This window comes from Ruegeria sp. CDSA241, assembly GCF_059611265.1.
In genome coordinates, this window is record NZ_JBXWPF010000002.1 from 41,834 (window position 1) to 66,858 (window position 25,025).

General features: G+C 54.9%; 28 protein-coding genes and 1 tRNA gene. 11 read left to right on the top strand and 18 right to left on the bottom strand.

From position 1 onward, the window contains the following. Positions 1-115: 115 nt before the first annotated feature. Positions 116-1,345, top strand: coding sequence for an acyl-CoA dehydrogenase (locus AC2FJV_RS02260; protein WP_271947124.1), 1,230 nt, complete (start codon positions 116-118; stop codon positions 1,343-1,345). Positions 1,346-1,466: 121 nt separating this feature from the next. Continuing rightward, on the top strand, positions 1,467-2,234 hold the full coding sequence (locus tag AC2FJV_RS02265) for an SDR family oxidoreductase (RefSeq protein ID WP_496712430.1): 768 nt from the start codon (positions 1,467-1,469) through the stop codon (positions 2,232-2,234). On the opposite strand, the gene AC2FJV_RS02270 is transcribed toward AC2FJV_RS02265, so the two are convergent. Both AC2FJV_RS02270 and AC2FJV_RS02275 read right to left on the bottom strand, forming a co-directional pair. Further along, complete coding sequence (locus AC2FJV_RS02270; protein WP_281994614.1) at positions 2,231-3,100, bottom strand: acyl-CoA thioesterase; 870 nt, start codon at positions 3,098-3,100, stop codon at positions 2,231-2,233. The two genes, AC2FJV_RS02265 and AC2FJV_RS02270, sit on opposite strands and share 4 nt — an antisense overlap. Positions 3,101-3,149: 49 nt before the next feature. Beyond that, positions 3,150-4,367, bottom strand: a complete 1,218-nt coding sequence (locus AC2FJV_RS02275; protein WP_496712436.1) for a serine hydrolase domain-containing protein — start codon at positions 4,365-4,367, stop codon at positions 3,150-3,152. Between the two features lie 183 nt (positions 4,368-4,550). Between AC2FJV_RS02275 and AC2FJV_RS02280 the strand changes: the two genes are divergently transcribed. Next, positions 4,551-5,162: a 2-hydroxychromene-2-carboxylate isomerase gene (locus tag AC2FJV_RS02280; protein WP_496712439.1), complete on the top strand. Its 612-nt coding sequence runs from the start codon at positions 4,551-4,553 to the stop codon at positions 5,160-5,162. 6 nt (positions 5,163-5,168) lie between these two features. On the opposite strand, the gene AC2FJV_RS02285 is transcribed toward AC2FJV_RS02280, so the two are convergent. Together AC2FJV_RS02285 and AC2FJV_RS02290 are read right to left on the bottom strand one after the other, a co-directional pair. Continuing rightward, a complete protein-coding gene (locus AC2FJV_RS02285) occupies positions 5,169-6,194 on the bottom strand; it encodes a phosphotransferase family protein (RefSeq protein WP_496712442.1) in 1,026 nt (341 codons plus the stop codon). 25 nt (positions 6,195-6,219) lie between these two features. Next, positions 6,220-7,038, bottom strand: coding sequence for an SDR family NAD(P)-dependent oxidoreductase (locus AC2FJV_RS02290; RefSeq protein WP_496712445.1), 819 nt, complete (start codon positions 7,036-7,038; stop codon positions 6,220-6,222). Between the two features lie 151 nt (positions 7,039-7,189). Here AC2FJV_RS02290 and AC2FJV_RS02295 point away from each other — a divergent pair, with 151 nt between their 5' ends. From AC2FJV_RS02295 to AC2FJV_RS02305, 3 genes are all read left to right on the top strand, one after another. Continuing rightward, positions 7,190-8,185 (top strand): NADPH:quinone oxidoreductase family protein, encoded by a 996-nt coding sequence (locus tag AC2FJV_RS02295; RefSeq protein ID WP_496712447.1) that lies wholly within the window; start codon positions 7,190-7,192, stop codon positions 8,183-8,185. Positions 8,186-8,308: 123 nt separating this feature from the next. Next, a complete protein-coding gene (gene aroQ, locus AC2FJV_RS02300; RefSeq protein ID WP_142633816.1) occupies positions 8,309-8,749 on the top strand; it encodes a type II 3-dehydroquinate dehydratase in 441 nt (146 codons plus the stop codon). Between the two features lie 5 nt (positions 8,750-8,754). Continuing rightward, on the top strand, positions 8,755-9,510 hold the full coding sequence (locus tag AC2FJV_RS02305) for a LuxR family transcriptional regulator (protein ID WP_142633818.1): 756 nt from the start codon (positions 8,755-8,757) through the stop codon (positions 9,508-9,510). A gap of 394 nt (positions 9,511-9,904) precedes the next feature. On the opposite strand, the gene tsf is transcribed toward AC2FJV_RS02305, so the two are convergent. From tsf to AC2FJV_RS02330, 5 genes are all read right to left on the bottom strand, one after another. Continuing rightward, the gene (gene tsf / locus AC2FJV_RS02310) at positions 9,905-10,780 is read right to left on the bottom strand and encodes a translation elongation factor Ts (RefSeq protein ID WP_142633819.1); all 876 of its coding nucleotides are present in this window, start codon (positions 10,778-10,780) and stop codon (positions 9,905-9,907) included. Between the two features lie 77 nt (positions 10,781-10,857). Continuing rightward, positions 10,858-11,649, bottom strand: a complete 792-nt coding sequence (gene rpsB / locus AC2FJV_RS02315; RefSeq protein WP_142633821.1) for a 30S ribosomal protein S2 — start codon at positions 11,647-11,649, stop codon at positions 10,858-10,860. 167 nt (positions 11,650-11,816) lie between these two features. Continuing rightward, a complete protein-coding gene (gene olsA, locus AC2FJV_RS02320; protein ID WP_496693332.1) occupies positions 11,817-12,653 on the bottom strand; it encodes a lyso-ornithine lipid O-acyltransferase in 837 nt (278 codons plus the stop codon). Positions 12,654-12,657: 4 nt separating this feature from the next. Next, positions 12,658-13,413: an L-ornithine N(alpha)-acyltransferase gene (gene olsB, locus AC2FJV_RS02325; protein WP_496712451.1), complete on the bottom strand. Its 756-nt coding sequence runs from the start codon at positions 13,411-13,413 to the stop codon at positions 12,658-12,660. Between the two features lie 97 nt (positions 13,414-13,510). Next, positions 13,511-13,693 (bottom strand): DUF3553 domain-containing protein, encoded by a 183-nt coding sequence (locus tag AC2FJV_RS02330; protein ID WP_142633824.1) that lies wholly within the window; start codon positions 13,691-13,693, stop codon positions 13,511-13,513. A 42-nt stretch (positions 13,694-13,735) separates the two neighbouring features. On the opposite strand from AC2FJV_RS02330, the gene AC2FJV_RS02335 reads away from it, so the two are divergent. Then, the gene (locus AC2FJV_RS02335) at positions 13,736-14,332 is read left to right on the top strand and encodes a histidine phosphotransferase family protein (protein WP_142633826.1); all 597 of its coding nucleotides are present in this window, start codon (positions 13,736-13,738) and stop codon (positions 14,330-14,332) included. Here AC2FJV_RS02335 and AC2FJV_RS02340 read toward each other — a convergent pair. The 9 genes from AC2FJV_RS02340 to AC2FJV_RS02380 all read right to left on the bottom strand — a co-directional run bounded on the left by AC2FJV_RS02340 (position 14,329) and on the right by AC2FJV_RS02380 (position 21,744). Then, complete coding sequence (locus AC2FJV_RS02340; RefSeq protein ID WP_496712456.1) at positions 14,329-15,591, bottom strand: glutamate-5-semialdehyde dehydrogenase; 1,263 nt, start codon at positions 15,589-15,591, stop codon at positions 14,329-14,331. The two genes, AC2FJV_RS02335 and AC2FJV_RS02340, sit on opposite strands and share 4 nt — an antisense overlap. Before the next feature lie 24 nt (positions 15,592-15,615). Next, positions 15,616-16,722: a glutamate 5-kinase gene (gene proB / locus AC2FJV_RS02345; RefSeq protein ID WP_496688083.1), complete on the bottom strand. Its 1,107-nt coding sequence runs from the start codon at positions 16,720-16,722 to the stop codon at positions 15,616-15,618. Then, positions 16,710-17,744, bottom strand: coding sequence for a GTPase ObgE (gene obgE / locus AC2FJV_RS02350; protein WP_496691244.1), 1,035 nt, complete (start codon positions 17,742-17,744; stop codon positions 16,710-16,712). The genes proB and obgE overlap by 13 nt, the downstream gene beginning before the upstream one ends. Positions 17,745-17,781: 37 nt before the next feature. After that, complete coding sequence (locus AC2FJV_RS02355) at positions 17,782-18,318, bottom strand: GNAT family N-acetyltransferase (protein WP_142633834.1); 537 nt, start codon at positions 18,316-18,318, stop codon at positions 17,782-17,784. Then, the gene (locus AC2FJV_RS02360) at positions 18,315-18,923 is read right to left on the bottom strand and encodes a LysE family translocator (RefSeq protein ID WP_271947094.1); all 609 of its coding nucleotides are present in this window, start codon (positions 18,921-18,923) and stop codon (positions 18,315-18,317) included. The genes AC2FJV_RS02355 and AC2FJV_RS02360 overlap by 4 nt, the downstream gene beginning before the upstream one ends. 93 nt (positions 18,924-19,016) lie before the next feature. Then, positions 19,017-19,286, bottom strand: coding sequence for a 50S ribosomal protein L27 (gene rpmA / locus AC2FJV_RS02365; protein ID WP_120635433.1), 270 nt, complete (start codon positions 19,284-19,286; stop codon positions 19,017-19,019). Between the two features lie 11 nt (positions 19,287-19,297). Then, entirely contained in the window at positions 19,298-19,915 is a 618-nt protein-coding gene (locus tag AC2FJV_RS02370) for a 50S ribosomal protein L21 (protein ID WP_271947092.1), read from the bottom strand. A gap of 210 nt (positions 19,916-20,125) precedes the next feature. Beyond that, positions 20,126-20,923, bottom strand: coding sequence for a DUF2059 domain-containing protein (locus tag AC2FJV_RS02375; RefSeq protein WP_281994622.1), 798 nt, complete (start codon positions 20,921-20,923; stop codon positions 20,126-20,128). Then, positions 20,923-21,744 carry a DUF2059 domain-containing protein gene (locus AC2FJV_RS02380; RefSeq protein ID WP_271948056.1) on the bottom strand — a complete coding sequence of 274 codons (822 nt, stop codon included), beginning with the start codon at positions 21,742-21,744 and terminating at the stop codon, positions 20,923-20,925. Before AC2FJV_RS02380 ends, AC2FJV_RS02375 begins: the two co-directional genes overlap by 1 nt. Before the next feature lie 144 nt (positions 21,745-21,888). Here AC2FJV_RS02380 and AC2FJV_RS02385 point away from each other — a divergent pair. The 4 genes from AC2FJV_RS02385 (at position 21,889) to AC2FJV_RS02400 (ending at position 25,024) form a co-directional block, all read left to right on the top strand. Next, positions 21,889-21,978 (top strand) — tRNA-Ser (locus AC2FJV_RS02385). A 344-nt stretch (positions 21,979-22,322) separates the two neighbouring features. Further along, positions 22,323-22,844 carry a hypothetical protein gene (locus tag AC2FJV_RS02390; RefSeq protein WP_281972111.1) on the top strand — a complete coding sequence of 174 codons (522 nt, stop codon included), beginning with the start codon at positions 22,323-22,325 and terminating at the stop codon, positions 22,842-22,844. A 201-nt stretch (positions 22,845-23,045) separates the two neighbouring features. Then, on the top strand, positions 23,046-24,074 hold the full coding sequence (locus AC2FJV_RS02395; RefSeq protein ID WP_496712463.1) for a zinc-binding dehydrogenase: 1,029 nt from the start codon (positions 23,046-23,048) through the stop codon (positions 24,072-24,074). Between the two features lie 74 nt (positions 24,075-24,148). Continuing rightward, positions 24,149-25,024: a branched-chain amino acid ABC transporter permease gene (locus AC2FJV_RS02400; RefSeq protein ID WP_496712467.1), complete on the top strand. Its 876-nt coding sequence runs from the start codon at positions 24,149-24,151 to the stop codon at positions 25,022-25,024. The last annotated feature ends 1 nt before the right edge of the window (position 25,025 follow it).

The window sequence follows — 25,025 nt, forward strand, 5'->3', positions numbered from 1 at the left end:
GGGGCAGGTGGCTGCAAGCTATGAGTTTTACTCAAGGGTGGATGCGAAACTCTTACTGTTTTTTGGTGAGCCGACGGGTTAGTTTGCCGCGAAGCTGACAAAGCGGAGACGCACCATGAATGCCCCTGACACCAAGCCGACATTACGCGCCAAAGATGTGCCTGACATGGGCCAGTTCGCCTGGGATGATCCGTTCCGCCTGTCAGACCAGCTAGACGAAGACGAACGTATGATTGCGGCCAGTGCGCAAGCCTATGCGCAGGAAAAGCTTCAGCCGCGGGTGACAGAAGCATTTCAGAACGAAGAAACTGACCCCGAGATTTTTCGTGAAATGGGTGAAATGGGTCTGCTGGGCACTACGATCCCGGAAGAATACGGCGGGCTAGGGGGCGGATATGTCTCTTACGGCCTTGTCGCCCGAGAAGTGGAACGCGTGGATTCGGGCTATCGCTCGATGATGTCTGTACAAAGCTCGTTGGTGATGTATCCGATCTATGCCTATGGCAGCGAGGAGCAGCGCCGGAAATACCTTCCGAAACTGGCCAGCGGCGAATGGATCGGATGTTTTGGTCTGACCGAACCTGATGCGGGCTCTGATCCGGCAGGTATGAAAACGCGTGCGGAAAAGATCGACGGTGGATATCGTCTATCTGGCAGCAAGATGTGGATATCGAACGCCCCGATTGCGGATGTGTTTGTTGTTTGGGCCAAATCTGATGCACATGACGGAAAGATCCGTGGTTTTGTCCTTGAAAAAGGCCTCAAAGGTCTGAGCGCGCCGAAAATCCAGAACAAGCTGAGCCTACGCGCCTCGATCACCGGTGAAATTGTGCTGGAGGGTGTCGAAGTCACCGAGGATGCTTTGCTGCCTCATGTTCAGGGCCTGAAAGGCCCGTTTGGATGTCTGAACCGCGCACGCTACGGAATCAGCTGGGGTGTTATGGGCGCTGCCGAAAGCTGTTGGCATGCGGCACGCCAATATGGGTTGGACCGGAAACAATTTGACAAGCCATTGGCGCAGACGCAGCTTTTCCAGCGCAAATTGGCGGATATGCAGACAGAAATTGCTCTGGGTCTTCAGGCAAGCCTGCGTGTCGGGCGACTGATGGACAAGGCCGAAGCCGCGCCCGAGATGATTTCGATCATTAAGCGCAACAATTGCGGCAAAGCCCTGGATATTTCACGTCATGCGCGTGACATGCACGGCGGCAACGGCATTTCGCTAGAGTTTCAGGTCATCCGACATATGGTGAACCTAGAAACGGTCAACACCTACGAGGGGACGCATGATGTTCACGCGTTGATCCTGGGGCGTGCACAGACGGGATTGCAGGCGTTTTACTAAGTTTCCAGAATTCGTGTAATTGGTATTATGTTAAATTAATGCCAATGCGCTTGGGAAACTTTTCAAATCCTCACAATACCTTACGATCTGTTCCTGACACCTACCACATCATGAGGATCGAATGGAATTGAACGGAAAGATCGTTGTTGTGACCGGTGCCGCTGATGGCATCGGAAAAGGTTTGGCACAGCGATTTGCTCGTGAAGGTGCCACGGTTGTCTGCGCTGATATCAACAAAACCGGCGCAGACGCTGTCGCAAAAGAGATTGGCGGCCATTCATTCCATTGTGATGTTTCGCTTGAGGCTAATACAGCCGAGTTGATCGAAGCTGTAGAAAGCTCGGTCGGCCCTATCGATCTGTATTGTGCAAATGCCGGGATATTGACGATTGGTGGTTTGGAGGTTCCGGATGAAGACTGGGATCGTATCTGGAAAATCAACGTGATGTCCCATGTTTGGACCGCGCGGCATTTGGTGCCCAGAATGCTGGAGCGTGGCGAAGGCTACATCATGACCACGGCGTCTGCTGCGGGATTGCTGAACCAGCCAGGTGCCGCGCCATACGGCGTCACAAAGCACGCAGCAGTTGGGTTTGCTGAATGGTTGTCGCTTACATACGGGCATAAAGGTTTGCGGGTCTCGGTACTTTGCCCACAGGCCGTACGGTCCGATATGACGCGCGGGCACGAAACTTCCGTGGCTTCGATTGACGGAATGTTGGAACCTGAAGATGTTGCCGAGGCTTGCGTAGAGGCAATATCTTCTGAGCAATTTCTGGTACTGCCTCATCCACAGGTTCTGGACTACATTCGCCATAAATCCGGAGATTATGACAGGTGGATTTCAGGAATGCAGAAGTTAAATCAAAAGTTTAACGAAGAAACTTAACTTTTGTTCTGAGGGCGCCTCATCAGGCCTTCCTGGGCGACTGATGCGACCAGAACGCCATCTTCGGAATAGATTGATCCACGGTTGAAGTTGCGCCCTCGCCCGCCCCATGGCGAATCCATGGAATACAGATGCCAATTCTCGAACTTGAGCGGCGCGTGAAACCAAATCGCATGGTCCAGGCTGGCGCCGTTCACCTCACCAGTAAACCAGCTTAGGCCGTGCGGGCGCATTCCCGAGCTCATGAGATACATATCTGAAGCATAGGCCAGCAACAGATGCTGCGTGACCGCATCGGCATTGGCCGCGGCCCCCATCCGGAACCAGATCTGGTTGCGGTCATCCGATTTCTCTGGGTTGAAAGGATCCAGATGGCCGACCTCGCGGACTTCGATCGGGCGCTCGCGTGTTAGTTCTCCGCGAAAGCTGGGCGGTACTTTGTCCAGATATTTCTTCTTGAGCTCTGATCGCGATGGGTAGGATTCGGGCGTTTCCATCTCAGGCATGTCGTGCTGATGATCCCAACCTTCGTCCTGAATGTGGAATGAGGCGGACATGTTTAAAATCTGCTTACCATGCTGAATTGCAACCACACGGCGCGTCGTGAACGAACCTCCGTCACGGGCCCTATCAACTTGATATATTACGGGAATGCTTGGGTCGCCCGGGCGGATGAAATAGGCGTGCAGGGAATGACACAGGCGGTTGTCGACGGTGCGATATGCGGCGGCTAGTGCTTGTGCGATGACCTGACCGCCGAAAATTCGCATAGGTGTTTCGCCGCCCGACCCTGTTCCCCGAAACAGGTCCACTTCCAGTCTTTCAACGTCCAGAAGATCCAGAAGAACTTTCTCTGCTTCGGTCATATGCGGTACTCCGATTAATCTTGGCGAATGGGTATCAGCGCGCCGAATGTCATTCAATGATTGACCCGAGGGTGAGCGCCTTCAATTCTGCGCGGGAGGGATAAGAGCTGGATGGTGACAGTTGGGTAAAAAAGATCGCTGTAAATTCGTTCTGACGATCAACCCAAAAGAAGGTCGATGCCATACCACCCCAGCTGAAATCCCCCATGCTGCCCGGAACACAGGTTCTGCCGGGGTTAATGACGACAGCGCCACCAAGGCCAAAGCCCATGCCCTCCATGGGTTGTTCCGCAAAACTCTGCGGTCCCATCGAGGCAATATCGCCGGGTAAGTGGTTGTGAAGCATGAATTCTACAGTTTTTGGTGCAAGAATCTGTTGATCACCGAACCTTCCGCGATTTCGGAGCATCTCTGAAAATCTAGCAAAGTCATCAATGGTTGAAACCAACCCTCCGCCCCCAGAGTACATTGTTGCCGATTCAAAGGGCGATGCTTCGGCATTGTCGACCAGACGCAATGTCTGCTCACCCGTACGGGCTTCGTTTAGCGCCATCGCATTGCCCGCCAAAGGCGTATAGAGCGAGGCAAACCGATCCCCTGCTCCCGCCGGAACCCCGAACCCGGTCTGGGACATGCCAAGAGGTTTGAAAATCTCTTCCGCAAGGAATTGCTCCAGAGATTGGCCGGAAATAACTTCTATCACGCGACCAATAACGTCTATCCCCACCGAATATTCCCATCGCGTTCCCGGCTGAAAGGCGAAAGGTAAAGTGGACAGCAAAGATACTCTTTCGGCCAAAGACCCTTCTTTAGGGCCAAAAACAAGATCAAGTTCGTCCATTGCCGCAGCCAGGATGCCGGGGTTGAAAGGATAGCTTAGGCCACTTGTATGGGTCAGCAGCTGATGAAGCGTTGGTGCAGGTGCAGGTTCGGTCTGATCCAACCTTGTGGCGCCGGGTACCAGCGCCTGTGTTGCGGTGAAATCAGATATATATTCAGACACTTGAGCGCCGAGGTGAACCTCACCTCGTTCGACAAGGATCATCAGGGCCGCAGTGGTTATCGGCTTGGTCATCGAATAGATGCGAACGAGGGTATCCCGCTCGAATGGCAGATTGTTCTCAACGCTTCTAAGCCCGCAGGAATGAAACAGAACCTCCCTGCCCTGATGCATCATCAAGAATGAGCTTCCGGCATATTTGCGATCATCCACATAGGATTGCATCCAATCGCAAATACGATCTAGCCGGGCTTGTTCGAACTTCATCTGTGTGTGCTCAACTTTGAGAAATTAACGTATCTTTCCCAAATATTGCGGGGTTAAGCGGAAAAAGGACAGCTAAATCACCTCAATCCAACGATGTCCCTGTACGCCAAAAGGGTTTTGCCTGCTAATGTGGTCGCAGATAGATTCGTGTCCGGTTCGACTCTCGCCTGATGGAGGAGAAATATGCCGCAACATATAGAATTTGTTTATGATTTTTGCAGTCCGAACGCCTTCCTCGCGCAGAAGATGATATCTGATATCGCCGCAAAGCACGAAGTCGGTGTTACATATGTTCCGGTTCTGCTGGCCACTGTTTTCAAAGCCACCAATAACCAAAGCCCGTTTAAGGCTTTTTCAGAGAACCGGCAGAAGACGGCCTATTTGACCCGCGATCTCCATCGCTTTGCGCGTCACCGTGGGTTGAGCTTTCATATGAGCCCACATTTTCCGATGAACACCAAATTCGCCATGCGCGGGGCTTTGTTAGCATCCGGTAAATCATGGGAAAACAGATATATAGCGTCTATATTTGATGCTATTTGGGTGCACGGCCAAAAAGTGGATGATCTGGGTGTCCTTTGCGACATTCTTCAGGATAACGGCTTGCCTATACGAAAACTGCGCGAGGCCATGACCAATCTGAACGTAAAGCAAAACCTGAAAAACCAAACCAAGGCTATGGTCAAGCGAGGTGTTTTCGGTGTCCCCAGCATGTTTGTAGATACTGAGATGTTCTTTGGCAAAAACAGCCTGGCCAACCTTGAGCTTGAATTGTCGAAATTTCATACGCCCTAGGTGGTTTCACCCTCGGCCCAATGCAGTCAGCCCTCGTTGTGCAAACTTAGGAACGTAACTACCAAAAATATGAGCTCTTTTCGGATCAGAGGCGTTTCCGTCAAGCGCCCGCTTATAAACACCCTGCAAGATCGCGGCCATTCGGAAGAAATTGAACGCCAGATAGAACCCAAAGTTATCAATTCCGGGCAGGTCGCGGCGCTCGCAGTATTGATCAATGAAAGCCTGATCGGATGGCAGGCCGAGCGAGGACCGGTCTATGCCAGACAGACCCCGCCCCTCTTTTCCAGGTGGCATCTGCCATTGCATGATAATGGCTGCGAGATCGGCAAAGGGATGCCCGATTGTCGACAATTCCCAATCCAGTACGCCCAGACAGCGGGTGCCCTGCTTTTCGAACATCAGATTGTCGATGCGGTAATCGCCGTGAACCAGTGTTCTCTGACCATCATCCTTGGGGGTTGCGTTGGTCAAAGCCTCGATCAAGGCATCCATATCCGGAATCTGAGTGGTTTCGGACGCCCGAAATTGTTTCGTCCACCGCCCGATCTGACGCTCAAAATAGCTTCCCGGCGGGCCATAGTCGGACAGGCCAACCGAATCGATATCGACCTTATGCAGCGCCGCCAGAACGCGGTTCATCTCGTCGATAATTGCCGTGCGGGTTTCGGTTCTTTCGCCAAGCATTGTGGGTTCAAGAAACGTCCTGCCGTCGAGATGCTCCATCACATAAAACGCCGACCCGATGACTTCATCATCCTCGCAAAGCAGCAACATTTTTGGCACCGGCACATCGCTTTCGGCCAGAGCACTTTGAACCCTGAACTCACGGTCAACGGCATGGGCGGATTTCAGCAACACTCCCGGCGGCTTGCGGCGCAGGACATAGGAATTCTCAGGCGTTTTTAACTCAAAAGTTGGGTTTGATTGGCCAACCTCGAATTTTTTCGCCTCCAACGGACCCCGATACCCTTTGAGATGCGTGCCGAGATAGGCATCGACGCGTTTCAGATCCAGAATTGCGCTGTCCATTTTGTGGCTCCCTTTGGCCGATGCTTCAGAGTGCTTCAGCAAAGATGTTGCCGGCGGTGACAACATTGATCCCGCCCGAAACCGGGATCACCGCGCCTGTGACATAGCTGCCGCCAAGGCCGCACAGGAACAGCATACAGCCTGCGATATCCTCGTCACGTCCAACGCGACCCAAGGGTACGGATTTGCCGACTTTTTTGCGCGTCCCTTCGTCAGATGTGGCAAAGGCCGTCATCCGAGAGACAAAGGGTCCAGGCGCCAGCGCATTGACGGTGATGTGATGCGGAGCAAGTTCTTTGGCCATGATTTTGGTCAGATGCAGCACAGCCGCCTTTGAGGCAGAGTAGCTATACGCACCGTCGCCCATAGGAACTTCGCCCATAACCGATCCAACATTGACGATGCGGGATGGATCTTCGGCAGTCCCGGAAGACATCAGAATCGGCAACAGTTTTTGGGTCAGTTCGAAGATTCCTGTCACATTGATCGACATGATTTTTTCCCAGGCTTCGTAGGGAAACTGACCCATCGGTGCGCCCCAGGAAACACCGGCATTGTTCATGAGGATATCCAGCCGGTCCGTGCGCTTGAGCACTTCGGCCACCAGATTGTCGACACCCTCTTTTGATCCGACATCACCGGCAAACCCTTCGGCGGTTCCTGTGGCATCCAGTGCGTTCAATTCGGCCGCGACCGCCTCGCACGCGTCGCCTTTACGAGACGCCAACAGTACACGTGCCCCCGCCCGGACCAGCGCCTCGGCCGCCATTCGGCCAATTCCGGTGGCCCCACCCGTGACCAGAGCGGTTTTGCCCTCCAATGAGAAAAGAGTTTCGGGGGTCATGACCTGCTCCTCGGTTTTTGATTTTGGCAAACTGTCTCATTTGTCGGTCAAGGGTAACGCCTAACCCGGTTGTGCCGGGTGGTTTCTTGACAACTCAGAACAGTAGGCCAAAAGTTCTTCCTTACCGAATAACAGGGACATTAGCGTAAACATGCAAGCCTTACTCAGCGTCGCTCCGGGCGGGCCGGAGACATTGGAACTGACCACCCTGCCCGATCCGTCTCCGGGCAAGGGCGAATTGCTTGTTCGCGTGCGGGCCGCAGGCGTTAATTTCCCGGATACACTGATGATACGCGACCTGTATCAGATAAAGCCACCAAGACCGTTTGCCCCCGGAGGTGAAATCGCTGGCGAGGTTATCGGGCTAGGCGAAGGTGTTTCGGGCTTTAACGTTGGCGACCGTGTGCTGGCCCTGACCGGACACGGAGGTTTTGCCACACATCTGGCGGTCAAAGCGGCGACAGCTGTTAAATTCCCGAGCTCAATGCCATTTGAGGACGCGGCGAGCTTTATCTTCACCTATGGCACCTCATATCACGCCCTGAAGGACCGCGCTGCGCTGCAACAAGGGGAAACGGTCCTGATTCTGGGTGCAGCAGGCGGAGTTGGTACGGCTGCGATTGAGCTAGCCAATGCCATGGGGGCTCGGGTTATTGCGGCAGTCTCATCGCAAGACAAAGCAGATTTCTGTCGTCAGATCGGGGCGGACGAAACGATCATTTACGCGCGCGACATGGACAAACAGGCGCAAAAGGCCTTTGGATCGGGCATCAAGGCCTTAGCCGGTAGTCAGGGCGTTGATGTCGTCTACGATGCCGTTGGCGGTGCCTATTCAGAGCCAGCGCTGCGCAGCTTGGGGTGGAAGGGGCGATTCCTGGTCGTCGGTTTCCCAGCCGGAATCCCTCAGATACCATTGAACCTCCCTCTGCTTAAGGGTTGTCAAATTGTCGGTGTTTTCTGGGGCGCCTCGGTGTTTCGCGACCCGAAGGGACATGGCAAAAACATGGAAGATTTGTTCGGGTTATACGCCAAAGGGCAGATCAAACCACAGATCAGTGCGCTATTCCCTCTGGATCAAGCCCAAAAGGCGCTAGACCTTCTGGCCAGCCGAAAGGCCCTTGGGAAAATTGTCGTGACCATGGCATAGCCAGCCAATCTCTGAAACTTCAGCCTCGTGTCCTATAGGCCGCGGTTCTGACGCATGATCCAGGTTCGGTGGACATCTCTACCTGTTCACGTTTAAGAACCTTGTTATGGGGACAGTATAACAATGCATAAAGCTCTTATTCTGAATGGTCCGAACCTCAATCTGCTGGGCACGCGACAGCCCGAGGTTTACGGAAGCACAACGCTGCAAATGGTCGAGGATATGTGCCTCGACCACGGTAAGTCTATCGGGATGGAAGTGATTCATTTCCAATCCAACCACGAAGGCGCGTTGATTGATGCCATTCATGCCGCCAAAGGTGTGCAGGACGGCATTGTTTTGAACGCAGGTGCCTATACGCACAGCTCGATTGCCCTGATGGACGCAATCGCATCGGTTGAGCTGCCGGTCATCGAGGTTCATTTGTCCAATATCCACGCGCGTGAGGAGTTTCGACACCGATCCTATATCTCACGTGTGGCTGTAGGCATGATTTGCGGATTGGGTCCGCAGGGATATGTGCTGGCGCTGGATGCGTTGCGGTCCCATTTACAGGGTGAATGATCGCTATGAAGCTTTCTGAGTATCTGAATTTCCTCAGCTATACCAAAACCCTGGAAGAGCTCTGGGATGCCCATTGCCGGCAAATGGCAGAATATGGGTTCGATCGTTTGCTGTACGGATATACGCGATATCGCACCGAAACGTCGCTGGGGGATCCCGAGGATTTTGTAATCCTGACCAATCACAGCAAAGATTACCTGGATGGGTTTCTGGGAGGCGGGTTGTATTTCCATGCTCCGATGCTGAAATGGGCTTTGCATAATGAAGGGGCCGCAAGCTGGAGGATCGCCCAGGATCTGATGACTGATGGCACCCTGACCGCAAAAGAGCGAGACGTCATCGAGTTCAACAAAACCAAAGGTGTCGTCGCCGGCTATACGGTCAGTTTCGACTCGGTTTCGGTTCGGTCGAAAGGGGCAATTTCGCTTTCAGCGCATGGATCGCGTACACAAGACGATGTGGACGCTGTCTGGGAGGAATTTGGCCAGGATATTCTTCTGATGAACAACGTTGCTCATCTGAAAATCCTCACCCTGCCCTATAACGCACCAAATCGCGCCCTGACAAAACGTCAGCGTGAGGCGCTTGAGTGGGTCGGCGACGGCAAAACAACTCAGGACATTGCGATTCTGATGGGGCTGACTTCGGCCACTGTCGAAAAGCATCTGCGTCTGGCGCGCGAGGCCCTCGTAGTCGAGACAACGGCGCAGGCAGTTTTGAAAGCATCTCTTCAAAATCAGATGTTCATCGTTGGGGTTTGACTCAGGGAGTGACGCGAATATGCGTCAATTTACCTAGGGTAAGGAAAACATGACTTTCCGAATCTAACGCTAAAGTTGCAAAGTGGTATTGTTCCGTGAGTGGTGGCTTTAGCCTGGGAACATTTGGTCGGATCTTTGCAATAACAAAGCTCTCCGATCGCTCTGACAATAGGGCGCCTATTTGTCCGCGTCTCTTTGTCGGAATTTTGGGGGGCCTCGTCCATCCCCATCTTTGCGGGGCCCCTCATTCAAACTAGGTTTAACTTGTGGACGCTTTCGGCGTCCTTTTTCGTTTCTTGGCATCATTTCTACACTAAGGGCAAAGAAAAACCGGATACGCATGGCGTACCCGGTTTCTCAGATTGATACAGGCCCTGTTCAGGGCCTGTGATGCTTAGCCCTGAACTGCTTTTGCAACTTCAGCGGCAAAGTCTTCTTTTTCGACAACGATGCCTTCGCCAACTTCCAGACGCACGAATCCGGTGACGGTCGCGCCTGCTTCTTTGGCAGCGGCCTCAACGGTCAGGTCAGGGTTTACAACGAACTGCTGGTTCAACAGGGTCGATTCAGCGACGAACTTCTTCATGCGACCAACGATCATCTTTTCGATGACCTGCTCCGGCTTGCCGGATTCGCGCGCGATGTCCATCTGGACCTGCTTTTCTTTCTCGACGATCGCCGGGTCCATGTCTGCCTCGGACAGAGCTGCCGGGTTCACAGCCGCGATATGCATCGCAATCTGCTTGCCGATGGCTTCGTCACCGCCGGTCAGAGCGACCAGAACGCCGATCTTGCCCATGCCGTTGGTGGCTGCGTTATGGACGTAAGATACAACAGTGTCGCCCGACAGTTTGGACATACGGCGCACCGACATGTTTTCACCGATGGTGGCGATCTTGTCGGTCAGCGTTTCCGCAACGGTTTTGCCACCCAGATCAGCTGCCAGCAGAGCTTCGACATTGTCGACGCCTTCTGCGGCATATGCGATCTTACCAACCATTTCCTGGAATTCGGCGTTTTTCCCGACGAAGTCGGTTTCCGAGTTCACTTCAACTGCAACACCATTGTTGCCGTTTACGTGAACGGCAACTAGACCTTCCGCCGCGGTACGACCCGATTTCTTGGCCGCTTTGGCCAAGCCTTTGGTGCGCAGCCAATCAACGGCTTCGTCCATGTTGCCGCCGGTTTCGGTCAGCGCTTTTTTCGCGTCCATCATGCCTGCGCCAGTGGTGTCGCGCAGTTCTTTTACCATTGCTGCTGTGATTGCCATCTTTTGGCTCTCCTCAATTCAAACGGAATTGGGGCAGGTCATACCCTGCCCCAGATGTCATTTACGTGACGGGCAGCTTACGCTTCGGCAGGTGTTTCTGCTGCTGCGGGTGCTTCTTCCGCAACGACTTCTTCAACCGGTGCTTCTTCGAATGCGCCAAGATCAACGCCTGCTGCACCCATCTGAGCGGTCATGCCGTCCAGAGCGGCACGTGCTGCCAGATCGCAGTACAGCGAGATCGCGCGGGCTGCGTCATCGTTGCCAGGGATGATGTAATCGACACCATCGGGCGAGCAGTTGGTGTCGACAACTGCCACGACCGGGATACCCAGCTTGTTGGCTTCGGCGATGGCCAGTGCTTCTTTTTTGACGTCGATGACGAACAGCAGGTCCGGGACGCCGCCCATTTCGCGGATACCGCCCAACGAAGCCTGCAGTTTGCCTTGGTCACGTTCCATGCCCAGACGCTCTTTCTTGGTCAGGCCTTCGGCGCCCGATTCCATGGCTTCGTCAATCTGGTTCAGACGGTTGATCGACTGGGAAACGGTTTTCCAGTTGGTCAGGGTGCCGCCCAGCCAGCGGTGGTTCATGTAGTACTGGGCTGACTTTTCAGCTGCTTCGGCGATTGGGCCTGCGGCCTGACGCTTGGTGCCAACGAACAGAATGCGGCCGCCCTTGGCAACAGTGTCACGAACAGCCTGCAGAGCCTGGTCCAGCATCGGAACGGTCTGGGTCAGGTCCATGATGTGGATGCCATTGCGCGAGCCGTAGATAAACGGGCCCATGCGGGGATTCCAACGCTGTGTCTGGTGACCAAAGTGAACGCCAGCTTCCAACAGCTGACGCATGGAGAACTCGGGAAGAGCCATGCTTTATTTCCTTTTTCCGGTTTACGCCTCGGCGGGGGTGAAAGAAGCGGATGCTCCAACCGGCGGGCCAGATAAGGATGTCTCCCCTATAAAGCCCAAACCCCGCCTGCGGGTTTGAATGGCGCGCGTATACGGCAGGTTTTCAGGCAGTGCAAGGGCCAATCGCCCTATTTTTCAAGCCGCGCATGGCTGTGCGCCTGACGCACGGTATCTTCGCAATAGGCGGCCAGGGCTTTTCGGTTCTCAAAGTCGCTGACCTTGGCTGGCGAATGATAAATTAGCTCTACGCCACCTTGGCGACGCGCTCCCAAAGTCTTTAACAGATGCGGCGCAAAATCCATGTCACCCCACCAGCCATAAAACCGGTCAGGCTCACCCTTAGGTGCATGGTAAACGACCGACACCGGTTGAACATACATGAAATCGCGTAGATCTTCGGTGAAGAATGCCGCAAAAAGTGTTGTTTTAAATGGTAAAATCCGCAAACCGTCGGTCGACGTGCCCTCTGGAAAAAACAGCAGCTTGTGACCGGCTGTCAGGCGCTCCTGAAACAGAAGTGTCTGTTCGCGTGCCTTCTTGCGGTCGCGCTCGATGAAAACCGTACCTGTCGCTCGCGCCAGCCAGCCTATACCGGGCCATTTGGCTACCTCGGCCTTCGAGACAAAATAGATTCTTTTACGGGCATTCAGCGCAAAAATATCAAGCCACGAGGAATGGTTCGCAACAACCGCACCACGCTGGGTCATAAGCTCGCCGGTTGTACGGTAGCTAATCCCGAGAATCCGGAACGCATTACGGCATACGAACTGCGTGATGAAGGGCGTGACCGGACGGTGAACCCCATAGAGCGGGCGCTCGATCATGCGAAGGATCAGCAGGACAATCAGCCCGCTGAATACAAATACAGCAAGTGGTAAACCCCGAAGGAAGACCAATAGCCATCCGCAGACCCCCAGATTGATTGGGTCAGGTGCGTCTTCACTGTGCCAAGAGGCGTCACTCATCACGTTACGCTCCGCCATAGATGCGCCGTTGTCGCTCATTCATCCGCGCCGTGTCGAGGATAAGGCAAACATCGGTGGTATTGAACATATGGTCGATAAAGGCACCCTCGCCCACAAACCCGCCGAGACGCAGGTATGCTTTTATCAGTGCTGGAACCTGCACCATCGCTGCGCGCCGATCCAGTTTATCGCTATCCAGCATATCCATGGGCTGGAACACTTTGGGCTGAGCCCGAACCCGAAGGTCCGGAGGCGCAAGGTGATTGTGATGTAACATGGACAAAGGCTGAGCCAGAGCTTGAGGATCGGTGCCGTGGAAACTGGCGACGCCAAACAAGACCTCGATCTCGCGCTCGGCGACATAGGCGGCCAACCCGTTCCACAGGTGATACATTGCAGTGCCGCCGCGATAATCGGGATGTAGACATGAACGTCCCAACTCCAACAGCTTGCGTCCGCCTTGTTTCAAGATGGAAAGATCGTATTCATCTTCGGAATAAAACTGTCCGATTTCAGAAGCACGATCACCTGGTAACAGCCTGTAAACGCCAACAACTTTGCCAGATTGATCGTCAATCGCCAACATATGATCGAAATAGGGATCGAACCTGTCTCGCTCCAGCCCGGCATCGTGGTCGACCATTTCCCCACCGCCGCCCAGTTCACGTATGAACACGTCATAGCGTAACCGCTGTGCAGCCTGCAATTCGGTGTCATTTTCGGCGAGTTTGACGGTGAAAGAAGGGCCTGCGTCCGGCATCAGAGGTTCCGTGTTGTTTCCGCGCTGATACCGCAGGTTTCAGGGGAATGGCAACATAGAGCGCTTCGATCAAACGTTAACCTTTCTTAAACCAGTTTCACGGATCAAAGACCGGCATCAGGGCGATGCGTGCCCCGTCGATTACCACTTTTCCCTGCTCGCGGAAGTTTACGGTGATCTTACCTGCGATGTTGGATTGTACCTGTCCAACGCCCCAATCGGGGAAATCGGGGTGGCGGACATACATGCCCGGTGCAAGAATGGCATTCAGATCTGTCATCAAGGGGCTCCGGTCCGGTGGCAGATACAGCAGGAGGTACGCATGAGCGACTTGGACGTCAACCTGGCCGAACTGATCGGCTCGCGGATCTGCCACGATCTGATCAGCCCGATCGGGGCGATCACCAACGGCTTGGAGCTGCTTGAAATGGTTGGCGCGGTGCAAGGCCCCGAGATGGAACTGATCGCGGGAAGTGTCGGCAGCGCCGGCGCACGCATCCGCTTTTTCAGGGTCGCTTTTGGGTCGGCCAGCCATCATCCCCTTGGGCGGGCCGAGGTTTTAGAGCTGTTGAATGATGTCGAACGCGCAGGTCGTGTTCGTGTCAACTGGAACCTGACCGAAGCGGTGCCGCGTAATCAGGTGAAACTGGCCTTTCTGGCGTTGATGTGCTGCGAAAGCGCGATGCCATTTGGCGGGGATGTAACGATCGTAAACGATGGGAAGAACTGGTCTGTGACAGGGACCGCGGACAAAATGAAGCTGGAAGCCGAGCTATGGAAGAACCTGCCCAGCGGACAGTTTACCAACAAGGTCACCCCGGCGCAGGTTCAATTTGCGCTGCTGCCTGAATCCGCATCGTCGATGGGACGGCGGGTCGCGACCGATACGGCCTCAACCCGCGTCGAAATCCGGTTCTAAGACCGAACAGTCCCTGAACCGCGCACCAGATACTGAAAACTGGTCAGTTGAGCCGCCCCTACGGGGCCGCGCGCGTGCATCTTTCCGGTGGCAATGCCAATCTCGGCCCCCATGCCAAACTCACCGCCATCGGCGAATTGGGTTGAGGCGTTATGCATCAGGATCGCGCTATCAAGCCGTTCAAAGAACCGGGAAGCTTCAGCGGGATCCTCGGTCATGATGCAATCGGTATGGTTCGACCCAAACCTGCGGATATGCGCAATGGCGGCGTCGATATCAGCCACCGGCTTGGCCGCGATGATACTATCCAGAAACTCTTTGCCCCAGTCATCAGAAGTGGCCGCGATAGTGCCATCAACGGCCAAAGTACCTTCGGCGTGTACTTCGACACCTGCGGCCAACAGCGCCGATATGACATCCCGTCCCAGCGTTTCAGCGATATCCCGATGGATCAGCAGACATTCGGCAGCACCGCAGATTCCGGTACGACGGGTTTTGGCGTTTAAAACCACATCGAGCGTCTTTTGCGGATCAGCGGCCTTGTCGATATAGATATGCACAATGCCTTCCAGATGGGCAAATACCGGGACCCGGGCCTCGCGCTGGACTAGCCCGACCAGCCCTTTGCCCCCACGGGGAACGATTACGTCGACATAATCGGTCATGGTCAGCAGTTCCTGAACCGCCGCCCGGTCGCGGGTTGGGATAAGCTGAACGGCATCCTCGGGCAGGTTCGCCGATTTCAGACCCTGAACCAAACAGGCATGGATGGCTGACGAGGAATGAAAGCCTTCTGATCCACCGCGCAGGATGACCGCGTTCCCGGATTTCAGGCACAACGCCCCCGCATCCGCCGTGACATTCGGGCGGCTCTCATAGATCACGCCGATCACGCCCAGAGGCGTGCGCACGCGCTGAATGTTCAGGCCCGAGGGCATGTCCCATTCGGTCAGAACCTCACCAACAGGATCGGCCTGCTCTGCAACGGCGCGCAGCCCGTCGACCATGCCCTGAATGCGGGCCTCATCCAGCATCAGGCGATCCATCATCGCCGGGCTCAACCCTTTGTCGCGCCCAAATTCCATATCTTTCTTATTGGCCGCAATGATCTTTTCACGATTGGCCCAAACAGCCTCGGCGGCCCCAATCAGGGCTGCGTGTTTACGCTCGGCGCTTGCAAATGCCAGCTCGGCAGCGGCGGCCTTGGCGCGTTTCCCAAGATCGGTCATCAGGTCGGGGATGCTGTCGAAATCCTTCATCTCAGGTGCCTTTCAGTCAATTTATTAAACAGCCAGATCATCGCGGTGGATCAATACCGCGCGGCCAGGATAGCCTAGAGTGGCTTCGATCTCGGTCGATTTGCGCCCCTTGATAGCGTCTGCTTCTTGCGCGGTATAGCGGCTGAGCCCCTGCGCAAGCCGTCGCGCCTGTGGGTCCATGATCGAAACTGGATCACCGCGCCCGAAATCTCCGGACACTTCGACTATTCCTGCTGGCAACAGGCTTTTGCCATTGCTCAGCGCCCGCGCGGCCCCCGCGTCTACAACGATCTCACCCCGGGGTTTCATCGCTGAAATCCAGCGTTTGCGTGCGGCATGCGGATCAACAGTCGCGATGAACCATGTGCAGTTCGCGCCGTTTTCAAGCGTTTTCAACGGGTTCAGAGGGGAACCTTCGGTGATCGCCATGTCGCAACCAGCAGCCGTGGCCATTTTTCCCGCCAACAGTTTGGTCTTCATCCCGCCCTTTGATAGGCCGGAACCGGCATCACCCGCCATCGCCTCAATCTCGGGCGTGATGTCTTCGATGACGTCATACCGCCTGGCCGAGGCATCCTCATTTGGATTGGCCGAATAGAACCCATCAACATCTGACAGCAGGATCAGCTGATCCGCACCAACTGTGACGGCGATCTGAGCGGCCAGACGATCATTGTCGCCGTATCGTATCTCATCCGTTGCCACTGTATCGTTTTCGTTGACAATCGGAACGACTCCAAGCCCCAGCAGCGTTTCCAAGGTGGCGCGTGAATTCAGATAGCGGCGACGATCCGCGCTATCCTCCAGCGTGACGAGCACTTGTGCAGTGGTAATGTTGTGAGGCGTCAGCGCTTCTTCATAGGCGCGGGCCAGCCGGATTTGCCCGACAGCGGCGGCGGCTTGAGACTGTTCCAACGGAAGCGTGGCCAGGGGCAGACCCAAAACGCCACGCCCCAATGCGATTGACCCCGATGAGACCAGAATGACGTCGGTCCCCTGCCCCTTTAGCCATGCGACGTCCTGAGCAAGCGAATGTAACCAATCAGATCGCAGCAACCCTGTGTTCCGATCCACCAGCAAGGCGGATCCGATCTTGACCACGAGGCGTTTGGCTGCGGTCAGGGTTGCCAAGGCAGTTCCTCCTCGGCGGGTTTCTGGCGCACGCGGTCATCGTCTATCCGACCGCGCAAAGCCCGCAGGACGTCGGTTACACCCAGATGTGCCACACCAGACATTGCCATTACGGAGCCTCCGACGGCCTCTTCAAGCTCGGTCTTGGCTAGTTCGCGTTCCTCGTCATCCAGGGCGTCGACCTTGTTCAAGACGGTGATGCGAGGCTTATCGGCCAACTCACCACCATAGGCTTCAAGCTCGTGAATGATCGTGCGATAGTCTTCGGCCACACTTTCCGAGGTGCCATCAACTAAATGCAGCAATACCGCGCAGCGTTCGACATGGCCCAGAAAGCGGTCTCCGATCCCGCGTCCTTCATGTGCGCCCTCGATCAGACCGGGGATGTCGGCCACCACGAATTCCACATTGTCGACACCCACCACGCCCAAATTGGGGTGCAAGGTGGTAAAGGGGTAATCGGCAATTTTGGGGCGTGCGTTCGATGTCGCAGCAAGAAAGGTCGATTTGCCGGCATTAGGCATCCCCAACAGGCCGACATCGGCAATCAGTTTCAGGCGCAGCCAGATCGTGCGGTCGATACCTGCCTGACCCGGATTTGCCCGACGAGGAGCTTGGTTAGTGGCCGATTTGAAGTGCAGGTTGCCAAAACCGCCATTGCCGCCCTTGGCCAGTAGGACCCTTTGGCCCACCTCTGTCAGATCGCAGATGACCGTTTCTTCGTCTTCGTCCAGGATCTCAGTGCCGACCGGGACGCGCAGAATGATGTCATCACCATCTTTTCCGGTGCGCTGCTGCCCTCGGCCAGGCTGACCGTTCTTGGCAAAGAAATGCTGCTGGTAGCGAAAGTCGATCAGGGTATTCAACCCATCCACAACTTCGACCCATACAGAGCCACCTTTACCGCCGTCGCCGCCATCGGGACCGCCGTATTCAATGTACTTTTCGCGCCGAAAACTGACGCAGCCGCCACCGCCGGCCCCGGACCGGATGTAGACCTTTGCAAGATCGAGAAATTTCATGACTGTCCCCTACTGCAAAGGCCCCACCGGCCACAAGTCAGAGTTTTTTACTGTATGTCCAAGTGGGCACGTTCGCATCACGCGCCACTGAATAGATTTCGGCATCACCCAGGTATTCGAAACCACAATGCGTCAGCACCCTGGCTGAGGCTGGATTGTCCTGAAATACGCTTGCGAACATCGACGTGTTTTCAAGCGGATTGGCGACAACCAGTGCTTCGACCGCCAGAGATGCGATCCCGGTGTTCCAATAGACAGGAGCCACCCAATAGCCGACCTCGGATTGGTTGCGATCCAGGCGTTCCAGAGAGATTAGGCCTATCAGCTCCGGACCGCCATCCTTGGTCGCGTCCATCGCCCAGACATCCTCGCTGCGGTCTTCGGCCATGGACCGGGTCACAAAGGCCTCAACCGCGCCGGGCGGCAAAGGATGCGCAATCCTCGTCGTCATACGCGCAACCCGCTCATCTCCGGCATAATGTTCGATGAGACCCAGATCCGACCGGCGCAGAGGGCGCAGATCGAACCGCTCGGTTTCTATGACCGGCTGGTTTATGATCGTCTCAAGTTTCATAGGTGCGTTCCTCCTCCGAACAACACAAAAAGTACAGACGCAACAGTGAGACCTGCTAACGTCCACATCAGATATTTTTCCATCGGCCGACCTTCAACCGCGTGGGCAATTCTATCCCCGGCAAATGTCCAGATTGGGTGAAGAATCACCTGACAAATCAACAAACAAGCCGCGATTGCGAGCGTTGCCTCAAAAGTTGGTGTTCCGATGGCGACAAACCCCGTGAACCCCGCAACGATCATGGCCCAGGCCTTGGGATTGAGCGGATGAACAATCAATCCAGCCAGAAACCCTGGCGCTGCGCCATCAGCCTCTTGCCGGGACAGCCGCGTGTTGGCGATCTTCCAGGCCAGCCACATGATATAGGCCGCCGAGGCGTATTTCAGAACAGCAAACACCGCCGGCGCCTGATCCGCCAATTGCAGCAATCCAAAGCCCACCGGCCAGATGATTAGCTGCTTGCCCAGAATGACGCCGCCCACAAAAGGCAGCGCTGCCCGAAACCCGTAACGCGCACCGGTTCCCAGCAGGACCATATTGGCCGGTCCCGGCGTGCCGACCTGACTGGCGGCAAAGATCAGGAAACTGGTGGTTGCGACTGTCATCGGACTGTTTGATCGAACCTGCGTTAAAACGAGAAAAGGGACCGGCATTTTCTGCCGGTCCCCCAAGAATTTTCAAACCTTATGGGTTTCGGCTTACTCTGCGGCCTCCGCCACTGGCAGGACCGAAATAAAGGTGCGGTTTTTGAGGCCTTTGTGGAACTTCACAGCGCCATCAACAGTTGCAAAGATGGTGTGATCTTTGCCAATGCCTACGCCTTCGCCCGGCCAGAACTTGGTGCCGCGCTGACGCACGATGATGTTGCCTGAAATGGCGGCCTGGCCACCATACAGTTTCACGCCAAGGCGGCGACCAGCTGAGTCGCGACCGTTACGGGAGGAACCGCCAGCTTTTTTATGTGCCATTCTCTCTCTCCTTAGCCTTTAGCAAGCTCTTTGGCCTGCTCAACCCATTCGGGTTTCACTTTGACCGTTTCGATAGCAGCAATCTGCTCGTCCGACAAGGCGGCCAGAGCGGCAAAGCTCTCGATACCGGCCTCGTTCAGCTTTTTGGCAGCGGCAGGGCCGACACCGTTCAGCGCGGTCAGATCGTCTGCAGCAGCAACAGCGGCGGGTGCCTCTGCTTTGGCTTCTGCTTTCTTGGCGGGCTTTTTCGCTGCGGGTGCAGCTTCACCAGCCGGCGCGGAACCGGTTGCAGCTTTGATACCCGACTTGTCAGCGCCCGACGACAGGATGTCGGTGATCTTGACCAGGGTCAGCTTCTGACGGTGGCCAACGGTACGCTTCGAGCTGTGCTTACGACGGCGCTTGACGAAGTTGATGACCTTGTCACCCTTGATCTGTTCGATCACGTCGGCCTGAACGGCTGCACCATCTACAAACGGTGCACCAACAACCGGAGCGTCACCGCCCAGCATCAGAACATCGTTGAATTGAACTTTTTCACCTGCGTCGGCAGCCAATTTTTCAACGCGGAGGATATCACCCGCCTGAACCTTGTACTGCTTGCCGCCAGTCTTGAGGACCGCAAACATGCGTCTTTCCTTTGTCTAACCCGCGTTCTGTGGTCCCCTTGCGGGTGTTTTCGGCCTCAGCCACCTCGAACAGCGCGCCCTTTTTCGGGCTGTGTGAATGACCCATGGATCAGCCCCTTGGGTCAATAATAACGATACCCGGCGCGGAGATTCCGGCCGGGATGGGCGCTTATCCAAAGATTGCAGAGGAAAGTCAACATGAAATGGCGACTAAAGATCAGAGCCCTGTAAGACAGCCGCAACCGCCTTTCCCAGATCGTAATAGATCTGATCATACATACTGTCGAAGCTTTCGAACAGTGAGCTGTTCAGCGCTTGCCCTGTATCCGTTCGAGAAAACGCGATGTTCTTGCGCATCTGGGCGTTGCTCAGAGGGTTATAGGCCATCAACAGAAAGGAATACAGCCAGGTTTCTGTCTCTTGCTCGATCCCGTCCTTTTGCAGCAGAAGGTTGTCCAGAAGGTCGCTGTCATCGAGAACCTGGCCGTCATTTATCCCCCTGAAAAAGTTGTAATCCGCGCTCAAAGCGCTCCGCACGTTCTGTTTGATCAGGTCGTTGGCCAGTATGTACTCTTCGACCAGTTTGAACTGCATGCTGTCTTTGGTGTTTTCGAAATAGGCCTGTTTTGCCAAGTCTTCGATTGCCGGATCAACAAATGCAAGCCGTGCGGAATTCTCAAGGGAAACGATGGTCTGGCCAAGATCGCTTTCAAAAAAGGCGATGGCGCGTTCCAAATGCACTTCATCCAGGCTTTGCCGGAATCCCTGGACCAACTGATCATACATCCAATCGGGATCATAAATCGCCTCGACCCGAGTTTCGAACAGAGCGCCACCGTTGCCATCCAACAAAGTGGCGTCCATCTCTTGGCTCATCTTTCCGCCTTCGGACAGGAGGATTTCGATCAGGTTCTCCAGACGCATTGCCTGCGCCAGCCGATCCGCTTTTTCCACGGCGCCGGATGATGTGGCCCAGAAGATCAGGGCAAAAACGATCAGAATGCGCATCAGATGTCCTGTGCGGGGTGAAGCTCGGCCATTTTGGTTGCCAGGACTTCGAATTTCATAGCCATTATCTCATACTGAATGGCGTTCAAAAGTTCGTAGACTTCCTGCATTAGAGGCTGTTCCAACGCCTCGACATAGGTGATGACATCCGCATCCGAGAAATCCTGATAGGTATAAGCAGCACCGGCAAGTGCGGAGAGCTGTAAGGCCTGTCGCATCCCGGTTTCGTTCTGTTTCATCATTGCGCGCAATTCATCTGCATCCAACTGCAGTTCGATCACACCTGAAGCGCTGGCGGCGAGGAGGAACCGGATTTGTATTTCCTGAAGGGCGCGCAAAGAAGTACCGCTTGAGTCGATGGCAGTGTTCATCCTTTTTAGACTCTCAACACGTTGAGAGCCTTCCCGGACAAGTTGAGCGACTATCTCTTGCCCCTGCTGTTGTTTTGCTTCGTCATCCTCGATCAGATGGGAAGCGTTTTCAGCAGAGACCAGTCGTTGACCCAGATCTGATGCATAGAATTCTACCGCGTGATTCAGCGCCTGATCGCTGAGCGTCTGCTCTAAAATCGAAACTGCAGTTTCATGCATGTCTTTGGTATCGAACACCTCTTCGGTCAGCCGCGCCCAGTCCGACCCGAATCCATCGGGGTCAAAACCCAGCATCTGAGGTGCCGAGGCCGAGGCCAGAGCAATACTTTCAAGGGCAACGTCGAAACCGGTCGTGGTCAAGAATGCCTCGATCCTATCGCGCCCGGCAGCGGATGCCGGGATTGGCAACATGAATACTGTGAAAAGAAACAGCGAAAGGGCGGTGGTCATGTGGTGCGTAAAATGTCTCATGTACAGAAGCCTAGGGGTTTTGCGGCATCTGGCAACGGAAAATCCTGGGATTGATAAATTATGAAACTTTCTGCTTGCACCCCCGGGTGTTCATCACTAAATCCCCCCCTCACAGACCCCCGCGGAGAGGTGCCGGAGTGGTCGAACGGGGCGGTCTCGAAAACCGTTGTGGGTGCAAGCCCACCCAGGGTTCGAATCCCTGTCTCTCCGCCATCAGCCATTCAGCGCATGATTGGTAACCAGCTTTCCGGAATTTGGCTCAAGCACCTGAAATGCAGGCCTTTGTCGCCTTATTCGCTTTGCGCGCGTTCCTACGAGAATTCTTAGCCTCTGTGCTTCCCTGCTGAACAGGCATCCGTGCGACCCTGTGGGTCGGTTGACAAGAATGGCATCTCGACCACTGGTTGTTCAACGTTGGCGTGTTATTGCCACGGGATCGGCCCAGATCGGCGTACACTGGCTCAATCCCTTGTTCTGATAGGATGTTCCACGAATTCCCCTTTCCAGTCCGCTAGTTTCCCCCCATCTCGGCGACACATATTTCAAAGGAGAATCCCATGTCGCGTATAATCTTGCTAGGGGTCGTCGTCGCCGGCGTTGGCGCCGCAATCTATTACTATCTGAATCAACCTGCCGCTCCGGTCGAACAGCCGCAAGCCGCCGCTGAAGAAACCGGAAACGCCGTGTCTGAAGCCGTAGAATCGGTTACCGAACAGGCTGGCGAAGCTGCGTCTTCCGTTACGGAACAGGCGGCTGAAATCGTCGAACAGTCCAGCGAAGCCGCGTCTGACCTAGCCACTCAAGCCGGTGAAACAGCGACTGAGTTGGCCGATCAGGCTGGAGAAGAGGTCGCTGCCCTCACCAACCAGGGGCAAGAGCTGCTGAATTCCTGGGTTGAGAGCGGCGCTATGAGTGTTGATAACTTTGACTATGACGCCATGGTTGCCTCAGTTCAGGAAAGCACACTGGCAGAAGAACTGAAGGTAAAAGCGGTTGGTATTCTCGATGATATCAAAGCCTCACCTGCAACAATCGCGCTGAAAATTCAGGAACTTCAGGCCCTGTTGACTGGTCAGTAAGAATTAGAAAGACCGCCGAAACAGGCGGTCTTTCCCTACGTCAAAGAATAGTTCGATTGACGCGCCTTTGGCCATTTGCTTGGCTGATCTGAACACATATGCCACGGTTGATGTCGATCATGGCCATCATTTTCGAAATTGTTGGTTTGATGCAGTCAAGCAGGACCCGACAGTTTCCTATCGTTCAGAAAAGGTACGCTCATGACCCCCCTTCCTTCTTCCATGTTTGCGATCGTTCAAACTCATCATGGGTATTCGGGCAAAGCCACTGGTCCCAACATCCAAAATGCGTCTGATTGGCTGGCCGAAACGGAAATGCCTGTGCCCGAGCCGGGCTCAGGACAGGTTCTGATCCGCCTGAGGGCATCATCGGTTAATCCGTCCGACCTGCATTTTATCAAGGGTGAATACGGGCAGCCTAGGGTAAAGGGATCTCCGGCCGGGTTTGAGGGATGTGGAGACGTCGTCGCCACCGGTGCCGGAGCCGAGGGTTTGCAGGGACAGCGCGTGGCATTCATGGCCACTCATTCCGGTGCCTGGGCCGAGTACGCTCTGACCGATGCACAAATGTGTATTCCACTGCGCCCGGATATCTCGGATGACGATGGGTCAGCACAGATTGTGAACCCGATGACGGCCATGGCGATGGTCGATCTGGCGCGTCAGGCCGGAGATGCTTTTATCGTATCTGCCGCAACCAGTCAGTTGGGCAAGCTTATGTGCAGCCTCGGTCGCGATCTTGGGCTCAAGCCGATTGCAATCGTGAGACGCGCTGAGACCGTTGCTGCATTGAAAGAGCTGGGCGCGCATGAGGTGCTGGTGACATCAGACCCCGACATGCTGCAGAAATTCGCAGCGCTTAGCAAAGAGCTTAAACCTCGGGTCTTTCTGGATGCCGTCGCCGACCAGATTTCCGAACAGATTTTCTGTGCGATGCCGAAAGGTGCGCGCTGGGTGTGTTATGGCAAGCTCAGCCCTGAACTGCCCAAACTAACGCAGACGGGACAGCTCATCTTTATGGGTAAGAAAATCGAAGGGTTTTGGCTGACACAATGGATGACAGCGACGCCTCGCGAAGATGTGGTACGTGTCGTTGCCGAGGTTCAGGCCCGCTTTGCGGACGGGCGTTGGAAAACAGATGTTTCTGAAAAGCTTACATTAAAAAATGTTATGTCCGGGCTGGTTGATGCACTGCAAAAGAGTGACGGAAAGGTAATTATCACGCCATAGTAGTACAAACCCTGGGCTAAGGAGGAGGCCCGGGATCTAAATGAACCCGGAGCAACCGGTATAGGGAGGTGAGTTTGGATAATGCGCAGCTGCTGATTAGCGGGCTGGCGAATGGCTGTGTCTATGGGCTGATCGCGCTCGGATTTGTTCTGATTTACAAGGCGACCGAGGCAGTGAATTTCGCACAGGGTGACCTCATGATGCTGGGCGCCTTTGTTACCATCGGGCTTACAAATGCCGAATATATAGGGCTGCCTTTTTGGCTGGCCTTGCCGATCTCGTTGGGGATCATGGGCGTGCTGGGGTACTTGCTGGACCGGTTGATCATTCGGCGACTTTTCGGGGAAAGCCAGACGGCTGTGGTCATTCTGACCATCGCCCTGGGCTTTGTAATCCGATTTGTCGCTGGTCTGATTTGGGGGCACGAACCGCAGACGCTGCAGAATCCACTGGCCGGAAAAGAAGTGCGCTTTGGTGACCTTGTACTGGGGATGGAGGACGTGGCGGTTATTGTCGTTACCGTTCTGCTGACCTGGGGGCTGTACCAGTTCTTCAGTCGCACCAAGCTTGGGCTTGCAATGCAGGGTGCCTCACAAAATCAGCTGGCGGCCTATTATATGGGAATCCCGGTAAAACGTGTGCAGGGTTTCATCTGGGCGTTGGCCGGCGTGGTTGCGGGTATCGCAGGCATTTTGTTTGCCGCCAAAGGATCCGTGGACCCGGCAACCGGACTTCTGGGCATTAAGGCCTTCGCCGCTGCGGTCATTGGCGGATTCGGAAGTTTACCTGGAGCATTGGCCGGAGGTTTGATCGTTGGCGTAATCGAACCGTTTGCCAGTCGCTATATCGCTGCTGGGTACAGTCAGATTGCACCTTATGCACTGTTGTTGGCTGTCCTGATCTTTCGCCCCAATGGGCTGTTCAGCCAAGTTAGGGTCAAAAAGGTTTAAG